The organism is Bacteroidales bacterium (assembly GCA_031275285.1).
Taxonomy (GTDB): Bacteria; Bacteroidota; Bacteroidia; order Bacteroidales; family UBA4181; genus JAIRLS01.
The window spans coordinates 1-15,333 of record JAISOY010000159.1; the positions used below are offsets into that span (position 1 = coordinate 1).

Below are 15,333 nucleotides of genomic sequence, written 5' to 3' on the forward strand. Positions count from 1 at the left end.
TTGAACCTGATTTTATTGCAGTCAGACCCCAAAAAGGAATGGTTATCAGGAATATGGATGCATGGCTTATTGATGGTATAAAAAGCGCCAACGCATTAAAGAGAAAAACGATCACTACAATAGATCAATCGGGACATTTGTCTAATACCCTTACCGATAAATCGGAAATACGTTTCATGAATTTTGACATTCCCGTCGGAGATATTTTTAACACCAAGAAAATTAAATTTTTAGTGGACGGGAAAGAAATTGTTTATGACATCGCTAAGTCTGAATGGGAATAAAAAATAAAAATAATTATAAATCAATAAATTGAAAAACAATGAAAACATTAATCCTCAGAAAAAAAGAAGGAAGGTTCCAGATTCGTGGAATGAAAAGAAGTTTGCTGTCGGCGTTGTGCGTCATTGCCTTTTCCTGTGCCTGTTTTGCCCAGGATGTTATTGTAACGAAGGATTCGAAGAAAATTGAGGCCAAGGTAACAGAAATAAGTGTAGAACATGTTAAGTACAGACTGTTTAATCACCAGGATGGTCCTGTATATACGCTTCCGAAAAGCGATATCGTTACCATCGTTTATCAGAACGGAACGGTAGAAACGTTTGTGTCGGAAACCACACCCACAAAAACATCCCAGGCGTCGCCTAAGACCGTTCCCACATCCACGCAACCGACGGTATCCGTACAGCCGGTGCAGGTATCTACACGACCAACATCGACAACCGCTTCCGTCTCTGCGAAGTCCGCAGCGAGAAATAACCAGATTGCAAGGTTTGGGGTTAAATTCGGCCTCAATCTTGCATCGGAGATGGTTGATGAAGGGAGTACCGACACACGTGCCGGAATTCATATCGGAGGCTTTGTGGCGTTTAGACTCGGCAATATAGTGGATCTTCAACCTGAAATACTCTACTCAATGCAGGGAGCAAAGAGTACTTCAGGAGGTACAGAGATGATAGATAAGTTTGATTATATCAATGTGCCATTAATAGTGAAAATTTTTGTCACCAGGAACCGTACGTTCAGTATCGATCTGGGCCCGCAGTTCGGATATATGGTCAATGCGAAGTTGAAATCCGGGAATACTACATTGAACCTTTTTGATTATACAGATGATCTTAATAGATTTGATGCATCCATAGCACTGGGGGTATCCTATCTGTTTGACTTTGGCCTTGACTTGTATTTCCGCGGCAACATTGGATTAACCAAAATAGCGGAAAGCATGGACCACAAGAACAGTGTATTTCAACTCGGGGTAGGATACAGGTTCTAACTGTATGAAAAGTAACCCATGTTGTCCTAAAATTAATATTTAGAGAAAAGAAAGAAGAACCCAGAAAACCCAATGTGCCACACGATTTTCAGGCGTGTGGCACATCGGGTTTTAATAATGACTATGAATTGTGGGCAATAAAAATAAAAAACCTCACAATTATATTTTTCTTTTTCTCACAGGTGGTGAAACTCCAATGGAACAGAAAAAGAGAATCCAGAATGTCATGCGAAGGATGAATAAGAAATTAAAAATGATAAGTGAGGAATTAGGTATTTCCGGGATAAGCACATACACCGGCAAACATTCATATGTAAGTATTTTGAAACATAGCGTAGCCAATATTGCTTATATTTCCGAAAGCTTAGGTCATAGCAATTTAAGGACAACTGAAAATTATCTGGCTTCTTTTGAGAAAGAAGAACGCATTAAAATGCTGCATTGCATACTCAGGAATTTAATGAATGAGTTTGGTCCGAAAATACCATAAATTTGGAACTAAAAGGATAAATATTTTGTCATATATTTATGCTATTTATGTGACAGGATTAATTTGAAATTGCCTGAAAAACAGGTAAAAATGTATATCCGACAGTAATGTAACTCTACCTGTTTTCCTCGTTGTAAAGCAGGAAATATGCATACCAAAAAATATTGTCGAATTCGATAATTTTTGCTAAATTTGTAATATATAAACGCAAAATAGTTTGCATGAGCAAGAGATTGGTTCATTTGGATTTTGAAATTGATAAATTAACTCATTCCATTGAAAATACTTTTTCGGGCGACAGCTTTACAACAGACATTTTACCTCTTACAAGGCACGATTTAAAACAGGTAACCAAGAAAAACAGGTGGAATTTCAATTGGAAGGAAGAGTTTGACAATCCGAGCAAAGATGTATATAAACTGACCATCGTGCAAAATCCTGACATTATTGACAGATATTATAAAATGTAATAGTTGTGGGTTATATAAAAGAACCGGATGGTGTCGATTTTGTGATTGCCCCGTCGTCATATACTGATGAGGATAGAGAAGCTATAAGCGCCCACCTTCGGGAGTATAAGGCTAAGAAACGGTTAAAAGTAAAACAGTCAAACGTACACCTAAACGTAAGACTACAACGACATAGTTTTTATAAATATTGCATTTTACATATATTGTTATAAACTTTGCATAAAATAGACCTTGACAGAGCAAAAGGCCTAATAAATATCGAAAACGTCTGATACTATTGACAAAATGATCAATAAAAATGCTTTTATTGTAAGATATCAGGCAATATAATTTATACCTTTGTGTTGGATCAATTTTGGAACTATGGATGCAACAACGGTAAAGAATACTAACCACCGGTTTAACTTGAGGTATTGGAGAAATACTAATCAAGATGCTTTAATTAGCAACTCTTAATGAGTGGTTTAAAATCTGATAATATGGGTTTAGCCAAATATTTAAAATTAGGAAAAATCAATGTCAATTCCAAAGACAGGTGTATCGAAATTGACGGGGAAACAACTATAATTCCTTATGAAAAAATTACCAATTCGGATTGGGGAGCGATTTATGAAAAATACGTTGGTCAAATTTTTGAAGATAACGGGTATGAAGTTATATACAACGGCTTAAATTTGGGGTTCATAGATAAAGGGATTGATTTAATTGCAAAAAATGCTTCAAATATTATATTGATTCAATGTAAATATTTTAAAGGATTTATCACAAAGAACAAGATAGAATGGATTTTATATAAGGCTTCTAAAGAATTATTGAAAAATTATTATGCTTCTGGTAAAAAAGTAACTTTTATGCTTGTCGTGAATAGCATTGATAATAATTTTTCCAAACAAAAGCCAAAGGGATTTAATCCAAATTATGAATCACCAAATGCTAAAATAGAATATCCCTTATTACAATATTTTCTAGACCATAACTATACCCAAGATAAAATAAAGTTGGCTTGTAAAGAAATAACTATGGAAAGATAAAAAGGATAAATCTTGTGGGCAAATCGTGGGCAATAAAACAAAAAGCCTCACAAATTTACTTGTAAGGCTTTGATTTTCAGTGTCGGGGTAGCAGGATTCGAACCTGCGACCCTCTGCTCCCAAAGCAGATACGCTAACCGGACTGCGCTACACCCCGAATGAAAAATGAGGTGCAAAGGTAACAAAATATTTTTTGTCTGCAAGGACTTTCTCATCAAAAAATCTATAGATAGTTTGTTTCTAGTAACTTTTGTAGAAGTTTTTCGTATATCTTTGTAAAAGGAAAAGCATGGAATAAAAAATGCTTAAAGAGTGACATGTCTCTTTTTTGTCTGATTGACAATGCTTTGTGGTGTTTTGTGATCGTGGGCTTTGTTAATATCTGAAGCATTTAGATTCATTTTTTCTTAGTCGACAGACTTTATTTTTTGAGCATGAAGAAATTAATTTCTCTTTTTTGGGTACTTTATACATCTTTTTTTACAGTAAATGCTGTAGCGGGCATAAATGACATCTCCCCATCAGGGAATCCTTTGGCGGAGTTTGGCATAAATGCCAATATGATTGTTACAGTAACAGCATCCAATGTAAAATGTTTTGGCGATAACAATGGGGAGATTACGGTAAAAGTGGAACAAGGTGTTCCTCCCTATCAGGTCACAATAAATAATGCTACCTATACCTTGAATTCATCGCCTGCTTCTGTTACGGTTTCGGGATTATCCGGAGGCGACTATCCTATTGTCGTCACTGATAGTAATGGTGAACGGGAAGCGACTTCCCAGCTGGTAGAAGAGCCAATCAAATTAGATATTGTTATTTCAGAACAAAAGAACATCTGTCCGGATGAATCATTTGGAACAATTATCCGTGACATCAGGGGTGGATGGGATCCTGTTGCAGTTACCTGGTATAAGGATGGTGCATTGTTGGGTTCTCCCAACCCGACGAAACTGACGGAAGGACACTATGAGCTGGTGGCTGTGGATTTTGCTTTATGTACCAGTTCGGTAGAAGTAACCCTTTATAAACTAGACAAAATAGAATATGACGGTTTGGATGTCACTGGTGTTAACTGCCAGGGAACGAATACAGGGTCTGTAAAAATAATCAATCCCCGTGGGGGAGCCACAGGTGATTTTATTTATTGTGTCAAAGACCTGAACGATCAGGTTGTTCCCGGGTTTGATTATGCCCAATGGCCCAATGATCTTATTTCAGGATTGCCGGAAGGTGATTTTATCATTGAAGTAAAGGATAATGTGGCAACGGACTGTCTTCCTTTGAGGATCCCCGTAACTATTGATATCGATACCGGAATCGATATCGACAAAATATCTGTCACCGAACCGTCCTGTTTTGGTAGCAATGACGGATCGATCGATGGGATCAGGGTGCTGGGAAATACACAGCCGTTGGAATATAAACTGGAATATCCGGATGGCAATATATCCGGATGGCAACCCTCACCTTTATTTAATTCAATTTCAGCGGGAGACTATAAGGTATGGGTCCGAGAAATCACACCCGGCAGTTGTGAAGTATCCAAAGATACGACCATTGCAGGGCCGAAAGAATTAAAATTTGAAAACATTGTGGTCGATGATCCGGCATGTATGAAAATTCCTCAGGGGTCGATCAGTTTTGATGCAACAGGAGGAACCGGAGTATTGAGTGCCACATTAAATGGTAGCAGTTTATTGGGTAACCTGACGGATCCCATAGCCAATACATGGCATTTTCAAAAAGAATTGATCAAAGGCGGAAATATAGTTGTCCGGGTAACCGACGAACGGGGATGTAATGATACCATCATGCGTACAATCCCATACACCTCGGATCTTGAAATCGACTATTCTGTTATTGTTGAGAATGAATGTCCCGATGATGAGATAGCAAGTATCACCGTCCTTGCAAAAGATATATTAGGTGCGCCACATGCATATTTTGTATATGAGTTATACCGCGGACCTACTTCTGATGCCGTTTATCTTGAAGAAACAATCACCCAGACGGATATCACACAACCGGTGGTCTTTCAACAGTTGAAAAACGGAACCTATACTATATCAGTGTATGACGACCGGGCTCCGGTACCTTGCTATACCCCGGATTTAACTGTTGACGTATCAAATACGGATATTGTGACCATCGAAGACCTATTGGTGATTGACAATACCTGTACCGGAAAGGCCGAAGGTCGTTTGCTCTTCACCATTGTAGGAGACCCCTCTCACCTGAAATATGCCTATTCCCTCAATAACGGTCCGCAAACGGAGGTATCTTCAGATGCACAGGGCCGGGCTGATGTCGAGATACTGAATATGAAGGGTGGTAAGTATACCCTGACTGTTTATTATGGGAATTGTTCTATAGATAAAGAAATCAATATCAATGATCTGTCTTTGGTACTTCCGGCAGTCACAGCCGACGGGCTCACACGATGTGATCACGTTTCTGACGGAGCTATTCATATCAATATGTCCGATCCGGCAGGTGTACGTTACAAATACTGGTACAGTGGGTTGAATGATGGTGATTATATGAGTTTTTCTCCGGCAAATGGTCTCACTACAAGTATCAATGCACTACAAGCCGGGGATTATAAGGTCGTTGTACAGGATAAAAATGGTTGTTTATCAGACACGATCACACAGAATGTTCCGGATGTTCCACCCATGTCTTTCTCATATACACACATTACCGAAGCATTATGTATCGGAAAATACGATGGAGTTGTTGGTGTTACCGTTACCAATGGTGTAGCGCCCTATACTATCAGCGTACTTAGCAAACCTTCAGGTGCGATCGACCCAAAGATCAATCCTGATGCTACATACGATTTTATCATGGAAAATGTGTCCGGAGGTATTTATGAATTATTGGTTACCGGGAGTAACCAATGCTCCGCCACATTGGATATTGATGTCCAGGTATTGACAGCTGTTGAAATGGATATTACACCTACCGATGCCTCATGTGATATCAACGGAAATGAAATTCCCGGCTCTATACATGTCAAAGTGAAAGAACCTCTGTCCGGTACTTTTGTCTACTCGATAGACGGGAATGACGAAAATCCGACCACAGATACGGAACATATATTTTCTCCATTGGTGGGGGGTAGTTACCAGGTTAAAGTAACCGAGCAAACCGACGGTTGTTTTGTTAGTGAAGATGTAATTATCAGGGGAACAGAAGCTCCCGGAATTACATTTACACCATCAGCTACCTGTATAGGTATAGATGACGGTAAATTTACATTCACCATTCTTTCCGGAGGAGGTGATTACAGGTACCAGTTAACTTCGGATGGTATAGCTGATCCGGCAGCATGGATCGATGGGAGCACCGGCGTAATTACAGGCCTGGCGGCAGGCGATTATTGGTTGTTGATTTCAGATAAGCTGAATAATTGTGTCTGGCCATATCCGGTTGAAGTTTCTTCTATTCAGGAATTGACTTTTGATATCTTATTGCAAGAGACCCCGATTGCCAATTGTGTAGTTGAAACAGACCTGACCCTGTTACCACAGGGAGGAACATTGCCATACAAGTACCAGATAGATAGCGAGCCGGAACAAAGCGGCCCGACATTCGCTGATGTAAGCGGAGGTTATCATAATTTGGTGTTAACCGATGCAAAAGGATGCCGGAAAGATTCTGTTTTTCTTGTTACCAAACCAACGGTTGATGTAAATATTGACGATTCAAAGCAATTATTATCATGCAACAATGATTCGAGTGGGTATCTGGTTTTAAAAGGTGCAGAGCTGTATGATTATAAATGGTATTTAAAAGATGGTGATGGCACTATTCTTTCCAATACCAATTCAATTTATGACCTTGCAGCAGGAGATTATGTGGTGGAAGTCAGCCGGCCTGATGGTTTATGTACTGTAGATTATACATTTACCGTAAGTGCAGCTACTTCTGTTGAAGTAAGTATTGATGATCAGGCACATGGATATTGTCCGGGCGATATGGTCACGCTCAACGGAAACGTAATGATTACGCCTAATCCCGGATCGTCGTCATATGTCGCAAACTGGATATTGCCTAATGGCGAAACCCTTGACTTCTCCACTAATAACCCATTGATATTTGTGGCTGAGAAAGGAGAAGTACAATTGATCGCCTCTTATAATCATTGTTCGGATATTCGGACCCATGAGTTGGATGTTACTACACCAACCCTTAATATTCCGGTCGATACGGTTTATATACCTAAAGGAGATACCTATATATTGAATGTAGAAGCATCTGGTTTTACAAATTACACCTGGGAAAGTATTCCCGGCGGTTATGCCGATCTGCCTTCTCCGGCAGGCATTGTAAGCTTAACCCGACCCGAACAGGCTTATCAGTTAAATCTCACATTGGTTGACGATAATTCCTGTACTGTAAGTGATTCTGTTTTCATCAGTTTTGCGTTTGATTTGTTCATTCCTAATGCATTCACTCCCAATGGAGATGGGATACATGATACATGGGTTTTCCATAATCTCGATCAATACAGTGAATTCCATTCTGTAGATGTGACTGTGTATAATCGGGCCGGGATCCTGGTTTATGAAGGCAAGGGATACAATAATGGTTCGGTGGTCTTTAACGGACGACGTGGAGGGAACGATTTACCCATCGGTACTTATTATTATGTGGTGAAGATAGGGTCGCGATCGATAACCGGTTCTGTAACCATTATCAGGTGATGATTTGAAATTATTGGTGTTGGCAAAATACAATAAAATGAAGAAATTTATTTTCTTACTGGTGATAGGATGTCTGGTGCTGGTCTACAAAGGTTCGGCACAGCAACTGCCTGTTTCATCAATATTTATAGAAAATCCGTTTTTGTTTAATCCTGCTGTGGCAGGTGTAGATGACGGATTTAAAGTACGGATGAATAATCGCTTTCAATGGCTGGGTTTTGCAGATGCTCCCATTACAAACCTATTGAGTGCATACGGCCCGCATAAAAATAAGAATATCGGATACGGAGGTACCATAGGTTATGACTCGGCGGGTCCCTATAGCAAATTTAATCTGAACGGGGCTTTCGCTACCAACGTCTCAATTAATGATCAGATACGCATTTCAATGGGGATCGGGTTAGGGTTCATACAATACCGCATTGACGGAAGCCAGCTCGAATTGGATGCTCCTGGTACTCCGCAAATCCAGGATCCATATGCGCCGCTTTCCCCCATGTCTACTTCCCTCCCTGATGCGTCTGCCGGTGTTTATGTATATCATAACAATTGGTATGCCGGGTTTTCAGCCCTTCAGTTGTTCAATAACAATGTCGTTTTTAACGGGGAAAACAGTGACCGGAACCGTTTAAAAACACATTTTTATGTCAATGGCGGATACAAATTTGTCCTGAATGAACAGTGGGAAATAGAACCTGCCCTATTGGTGAAAAAAGTAGACGCTACTCCCCTTCAGCTCGACCTGACGGGAAGAGTCACTTATCGCCAGCAATTCTGGGGAGGGATCAATCTGAGGAACACTTTCGAGTCTTTTGAAGATATTTCCATCATGATAGGGTATATCCACCAGAAGAATATACATATCGGATTGGCTTATGACCATACATTGGCAAAGATCGGTAAATTCAATTCAGGGACTATTGAATTGGTTTTAGGGTATAATTTCACTTCTATTAAAAATCGTCCCAAAAGCGATAAGTAATATCATTTTTTTGTTTCTGCTGAGAATAGCGGAGGATGATTTGTCATTGAATAGCCTAATGGCTATCTTTGTGCTATTAATCAAGTGATCATCGAAAAACGACCGTATATTTTTAAGCAGAATATGAAGACTTTGAAAAATCTCCCGAAATATGAAGAGATGATGCAACAGGTTGCATCATACCCTTTTGATGTGTTGAATGTCAACGGACATTTTCACACACCTTACTCATTCAGTGCTTTTACGGATATGGACCAGATCGCCGGAATGGCTGTCAGGGAAAATATCAGGGTATTGGGAATAAATGATTTTTATGTCATGGATGGCTATGAGGAATTTAATCAAATGGCTGTCCGGAATCAGATATTCCCCTTATTCAATATTGAAGCGATCGCATTGTCCAAAGATCAACAAGCCAAAGGTATCCGGGTAAATGATCCCAACAATCCCGGTCGTACCTATTTTAGCGGAAAAGGGTTGGATTTTCCGGTTACTTTGTCAGGCGAATACAAAGAATTGCTCGAAAGTGTCAAAGCTGAAAGTCAGAGGCAGGTAGCCGATATGATTGTAAAACTGAATGAGTGGTTGAAAGAATTAGGTATTCCTTTATCCTTTTCGTATGATGAAATACGCAGGAAATACGCCCGTCAGTTGGTTCGCGAACGGCATATCGCCCAGGCATTGCGTATCGCTGTTTTCGAAATAGCGAGTAATGATGACGCATGTAAGGAAGTGTTGCAAAAGATCTATTCAGGGAAACCTGTCAATGTGGATATTCATGATGCGGCAGCCCTGGAAAATGAATTGAGGAATAATTTACTGAAAGCTGGAGGAAAGGCTTTTGTGGAAGAAGATGATAAGGCATTTCTTTCTGTGGAACAGATGAAAACGATATACCTGAAAGCCGGGGGAATTCCTTGCTATCCCGTTTTACTGGATGATGCAAAGGGTAACTTTACTGATTTCGAGGCCGATAAGGAACAAATGTGCGCAAGCCTCAAAGAACAGGGTATCTATAGTATAGAGTTAATACCCGGACGTAACAGCCTGGAAATACTGGAGCCGTTTGTCCGTTATTTCGACGGACAAGGCTTCGTAATTACTTTTGGGACAGAACACAATGCTCCCGGTTTGATCCCGTTGACTGTGACTTGTCGTGGTGGTGTGGAACTGACCGACTACCTAAAGCGTGTCAATTATGAAGGCGCTTGTATCGTTGCAGCTCATCAATATCTGAGAAGCCAGGGAAGGGAAGGATATATTGATAATTATGGAGAAGCCCTGATCGGTCAGCGCCAGGAATTTATTCGTCTTGGAAATGCTGTTATCCGTAAATGGATATCCTGACCAAAACTATGAATTGAAAAGTATCATTTTAAAGTGGTCACAATAAATGGCTGTTTTCATTTTGTTATTACTATTCTTTGCCACACGGCGGTGATAAAGTATTTTTCGTATATTTGTAGAATATAGGATACGCCTTGGACAAAATTTCAAGCAAGCTTGATTTTGCCTCTCGGCTTTCACTATATTTGTAGAATATAGGATGCGGTTCGGCAATTATTCAAAAGCAAGCTTTCCACAATTGCTCTTACCTTTCACTATATTTGTATCTAATTGGTATATCAAAGATCTTAGTAGACTATGAGTGAACGCATATTAAAAGCCTTAATGCAATTATTTGCAATTATTTCGCGGCCGGAAAGCAGTTCCTCCGAACGTCATAAGGTCATAGAGGGCTTCCTTCGCAAACAACTCAACAGTGAACTGGCAGAAGAATATATTGAGATATTCAATAATTATTTTTCACAGTATCAGGAAAAATATAAAGATACCCATAAACATCAGAAACACACTGCTTCGAGTTCTGTTAAATTGCTGGTAATCAGTGATCAGATTAATAAGGAACTAACCCAGAGTGAAAAGTTCTCACTGATGGTACTGTTGCTTAGCTTTATAAAGTCGGGGCATGGACCGCAAAGCACCATCTCCGAATTTGAGCAGGAGTTTGTAGAAACTGTAGCCAGTGCATTGAATATTGAACAGGATGAGTTCCTGGAACTGATCCAGTTTGTCATGCTTCCGGTGGAATTCCTATCCTCTTCTCCCAATCTTTTGCTCATAGATCAGAATGATCATGCGGAAAAAGAATATAAGCATCTGCACCGCGATGGGATCCATCGGCCATTAGTCATATTGCATGTAAAAAGCGTGAACATGTATATATGCCGTTATGAGGGAAATAAAGAACTGTTTCTCAATAACCAGATGATAGAACGGGAGCAGATCTACATATTGAATTATGGTAGCAGTATCCGGAATTCCCAGATCAAACCTATCTATTACAGTGATATCGTCAACTGTTTTTATCTTAGCACGCGGGCTAACCCCATGTTGTTCAAGGCTGAAGAGGTAGAATATAAATTTGAAAACGGAACCATCGGATTACATCCCGTCAATTTTGAGATACTATCGGGAAATATTGTCGGGATCATGGGGGGAAGTGGTGCCGGAAAGTCTACGTTATTAAATGTCTTTACCGGATTGGACCGGCCAACCTCCGGAAAAGTGTTTCTAAACAATGTTGATGTCCATAAACAGGGTCATGAAATCGAGGGGCTCATAGGTTTCGTCGCTCAAGATGATCTTTTGGTTGAAGAGCTGACTGTATTTCAGAATTTGTATTTTAATGCCAAACTCTGTTTCGGACAATATCCCGAAGAGGAAATCCGGAAAAGAACGGATGAGGTATTGCGGGATCTCGGTTTGTATGAGATTCGTGATATGAAGGTCGGATCACCATTGGATAAAAAAATCAGCGGGGGACAAAGGAAGCGGCTTAATATCGCATTGGAACTGATACGGCAACCTGCTGTATTATTCCTTGATGAACCGACATCCGGACTTTCTTCCAGAGATTCGGACAATATCATGACTTTACTTAAAGACCTTTCTTTGAAAGGAAAATTAGTCTTTGTTGTGATTCATCAGCCGTCTTCCGATATTTTTAAAATGTTCGACCGCCTATTGGTACTTGATCAGGGGGGATATCTTATATACAACGGTGATCCGGTTGATTCGATCCTGTATTTTAAATCACAGGCACACCAGGCCAACAGGGATACCAGCGAGTGCCCCGAATGTGGAAATGTAAATCCTGAACAGATTTTTAATATTGTTGAAGCGCGTATACTTGATGAGCATGGACAACCTTCGGATACCCGGCGTATTTCACCAAAAGAATGGTACGAATTGTTCAGGAAGGTTCCGGTAGCCCGGATACCGGAGGAGGAAAGACCCGAAGAATTGCCTGATGCGACACTGAAAAGGCCATCCAGGATAAAACAGTTTATGGTATATGCAACACGCAATATCCTTACCAAACTCAGCGATAGGCAGTATATCATGGTTTGCCTTCTGGAAGCGCCATTGCTTGCATTGATCCTCTCATACATTATCCGCTATTATGACGTTTCTAACGGCAGCTATACTTTTGAACTGAATGAAAATGTTCCGATCTATATTTTTGTTGCGGTGATCATTGCCATATTTATCGGACTTTCCATGAGCGCGGAAGAAATAATAAAAGACCGGAAAATCCTGAAACGGGAAGCCTTTCTCAATCTTAGCAGGGGAAGCTATCTCTTTTCAAAAATCATGGTGTTGTTCGGTATTTCTGCTATACAGGCGGCATTATTTGTTTGGGTGGGAAATGGTATTATCCAGATTGCGAGCATGTCGATAGTATACTGGTTGGTATTGTTCTCAGCATGGGCTTGTGCCAATATGATGGGATTGATCATCTCTGATGCTTTTAAATCGGTAGTAACCATCTATGTCCTTATTCCCTTCATCGTCATTCCGCAATTGATGTTAAGCGGGGTATTGTTACGTTTTGAAAAAATAAACCCGACTATCTCTTCTCCTGCATCTGTTCCCTGGTATGGAGAAATCATTACAGCCCGTTGGGCATTTGAAGCATTGGCCGTAGAACAGTTTATGAACAATGACTATGAACGGGTCATGTATCCTTATGAAAAAAACATGAGTACGGCTGAATTCAGAAAAAACTACTGGCTGGTGGAAATGAAAAACAAACTGGCGGAAGTAAATACGGCACTGGAGAATGGTAGGGAACCTGACAGTAAGACCATAACCTTATTATGCAATGAAATCGCTTCGGAAAATAAACATCAGGATCTTGTGGCATTCGATTTTTGCGGCATCATGAATAACAAAGGGCTATCTACGGATCTGATCAATCGGACAACACAATATTTTGACCAGTTATCCAGGTATTATACTGTATTATATAACAAATCAGCCGGACAAAAAAATCAGTTGATTTCAAAAATTATGGCTACAAATCCTGATAGCCTGCGTCTTTTAAAATCGAAGTATTACAATCAAAGCCTGGCCGATATGGTAAAGAACAGTAATGAAACCCATCGTTTGATTGAATACAAAAACCAGTTATTACAAAATTATCATCCGATCTATAAAGATCCGGAACATCCGTTTATCAAAGCTCAGTTTTATGCACCGGCCAAGCGTTTTTTAGGTCAGGATTACCCCACCATGTGGATCAATGTTGTTATCATATGGTGTTTCAATATTTTCTTCTTTTTTGCCTTATACTTTAGATGGTTACCCAAGCTGATGAAGCTGTTTAGAAAAGATTTTTCCGGATAGATGATCTTTAAAATCGTTTCATGGTATTTTACTAAATCATCTTTTTAAGTAGATGTTCATAATTAGTTTCCATTATCATATTTTCTGTTTCCCCACTCATACAGTGGTATTACACCTGGGAGCCTGATCTTCCGGAAGCGGGCACCAGTCCTGCAAAGTGAAGGGGTAAGCCGGAAGCTGTCTGAGCCGCCAGGCAAGTTCTTCCGGCGTCCCGTAGTGTGCAGTGACTGGTCGCTGAGGAAGTAAGCCTTGATTTTTACTCACCATAGATAATTTATATGGTGTTCGTGAGATCACTTCGTTTAGTTGCTTCTTTTTATCAAGAAAAAGAAGAGTAAAAAATGATTCTATGTATGATATAATTTTGAACATTTACTTATTAAAATAAGATACAATTCAAAGAAAAGTTTCAGATAAGGATTTGCAAAATTACGAACAAGTATTGCGGGTCATGTTTCTTTTCCTTCCTCTTCAATATTCGATATCCTGAATTTCTTCTTGTATTGTAAGGGAGTAATTCCTTTTATCTTGGTAAAAATCCTCGATACATTTTTGTAATCGTCAAATCCGGACTGATAAGCAGCATCAATTAGAGGTATGTCTGTATTAATCAATAATTCCGAAAATTTTTCTACCCTATATTGTTGTAGGTATTGATAAATCGACATTCCGGTTTCTTTTTTGAATAATTTTTCCAAAACCCTTCTGGAAAAAGGTCCAGTATCGACAATATCATCGACCGAAAGGGTGTTCATGTAGTTTTCCTCAATATGTTTCAATATTTTCTCTATATTTTTGTCGGATACGGCATAACGCTCGGTAGAACCACGGGTCACGATACGTAAAGGCTTGATCACCACATCGGCAGACGATTTCCGCTTTTTCCTGATCTGTTCGTGAAGTAATTTTCCCAATTCATACCCTCCGTTTTGAATATCCAGTTCAATTGAAGAAAGGGGCGGATTGGATATATTACACAACAGTTCGTCATTATCAACACCCAATACTGCGATATCATTGGGGACGTGTATATTGAAAATTTTGCACACCTCGGTTATTTGTAAGGCATGATAATCATCACAAGCAAATAATGCAACAGGTTTAGGCAAACCAAGAAGCCAGTGATATAAAACATCCGTATCAAAATTCCATTTTTCGGTTTTATTCGTATCTGCCGGTTCCTTAAAAGAATAGACATCAAATCCTTTTTTATTCAGGGTATCTTCAAATCCATCTCCCCGTTCCCGCATCCATACCGTTTCGGAGAACCCATAATAAGCAAAGTAACGAAATCCCCTCTGCAGGAAAAACTCTGCAGCCATAACACCGGTATGATAATAATCTCCGGTAAGATTAGATATACCATCATACCGGTCCTTGTAATTTTGGATAACCACCGGAATTTTAAGCTTATTCAATGCCTTCACATCAACATCCGATAACTGTGCGATGACAGCATCAGCTTTCCATTGTCTGGCCCACTCTACTACTCCTTCATCCCCATATAATTCACGATAATATATGGGCATGCGGTAAAAAATCCAGGGACCATACTCCTTTGAGTAGCGAACAACCCCCTTGATCATGCTCCGGCTATATCCGCTGGATAAATCCGTTAATAGAAGAATTCTTGTCATTCAATCAATATTAAGAGTTAACAAAGATACAAAAAAGACGCTT

General features: G+C 39.7%; 11 protein-coding genes and 1 tRNA gene. 9 read left to right on the forward strand and 3 right to left on the reverse strand.

The window, feature by feature from the left end; translation table 11 throughout:
* The 5 genes from LBQ60_15740 to LBQ60_15760 form a co-directional block, all read left to right on the forward strand.
* Positions 1-284, forward strand: a 284-nt coding sequence (locus tag LBQ60_15740; GenBank protein MDR2039374.1) for a hypothetical protein, incomplete at its 5' end; no start/stop codon positions are given.
* Between the two features lie 38 nt (positions 285-322).
* Complete coding sequence (locus tag LBQ60_15745; protein MDR2039375.1) at positions 323-1,276, forward strand: PorT family protein; 954 nt, start codon at positions 323-325, stop codon at positions 1,274-1,276.
* A 130-nt stretch (positions 1,277-1,406) separates the two neighbouring features.
* A complete protein-coding gene (locus tag LBQ60_15750; protein ID MDR2039376.1) occupies positions 1,407-1,766 on the forward strand; it encodes a tyrosine-type recombinase/integrase in 360 nt (119 codons plus the stop codon).
* Positions 1,767-1,987: 221 nt separating this feature from the next.
* Entirely contained in the window at positions 1,988-2,236 is a 249-nt protein-coding gene (locus LBQ60_15755) for a hypothetical protein (protein ID MDR2039377.1), read from the forward strand.
* A gap of 455 nt (positions 2,237-2,691) precedes the next feature.
* On the forward strand, positions 2,692-3,267 hold the full coding sequence (locus tag LBQ60_15760) for an NERD domain-containing protein (GenBank protein ID MDR2039378.1): 576 nt from the start codon (positions 2,692-2,694) through the stop codon (positions 3,265-3,267).
* Between the two features lie 82 nt (positions 3,268-3,349).
* On the opposite strand, the gene LBQ60_15765 is transcribed toward LBQ60_15760, so the two are convergent.
* Positions 3,350-3,424 (reverse strand) — tRNA-Pro (locus tag LBQ60_15765).
* A 277-nt stretch (positions 3,425-3,701) separates the two neighbouring features.
* Between LBQ60_15765 and LBQ60_15770 the strand changes: the two genes are divergently transcribed.
* From LBQ60_15770 to LBQ60_15785, 4 genes are all read left to right on the forward strand, one after another.
* On the forward strand, positions 3,702-7,979 hold the full coding sequence (locus LBQ60_15770) for a gliding motility-associated C-terminal domain-containing protein (protein ID MDR2039379.1): 4,278 nt from the start codon (positions 3,702-3,704) through the stop codon (positions 7,977-7,979).
* A 37-nt stretch (positions 7,980-8,016) separates the two neighbouring features.
* A complete protein-coding gene (locus LBQ60_15775) occupies positions 8,017-8,961 on the forward strand; it encodes a type IX secretion system membrane protein PorP/SprF (protein MDR2039380.1) in 945 nt (314 codons plus the stop codon).
* A 123-nt stretch (positions 8,962-9,084) separates the two neighbouring features.
* Positions 9,085-10,308, forward strand: coding sequence for a hypothetical protein (locus tag LBQ60_15780; GenBank protein MDR2039381.1), 1,224 nt, complete (start codon positions 9,085-9,087; stop codon positions 10,306-10,308).
* Positions 10,309-10,605: 297 nt separating this feature from the next.
* Positions 10,606-13,653, forward strand: coding sequence for an ATP-binding cassette domain-containing protein (locus tag LBQ60_15785; protein MDR2039382.1), 3,048 nt, complete (start codon positions 10,606-10,608; stop codon positions 13,651-13,653).
* 96 nt (positions 13,654-13,749) lie between these two features.
* Here the strand turns inward: LBQ60_15785 and LBQ60_15790 are convergent, their stop codons facing one another.
* Positions 13,750-14,025: a hypothetical protein gene (locus LBQ60_15790; GenBank protein MDR2039383.1), complete on the reverse strand. Its 276-nt coding sequence runs from the start codon at positions 14,023-14,025 to the stop codon at positions 13,750-13,752.
* A gap of 77 nt (positions 14,026-14,102) precedes the next feature.
* The gene (locus LBQ60_15795) at positions 14,103-15,290 is read right to left on the reverse strand and encodes a DNA-binding transcriptional regulator (GenBank protein MDR2039384.1); all 1,188 of its coding nucleotides are present in this window, start codon (positions 15,288-15,290) and stop codon (positions 14,103-14,105) included.
* Positions 15,291-15,333: the final 43 nt, after the last annotated feature.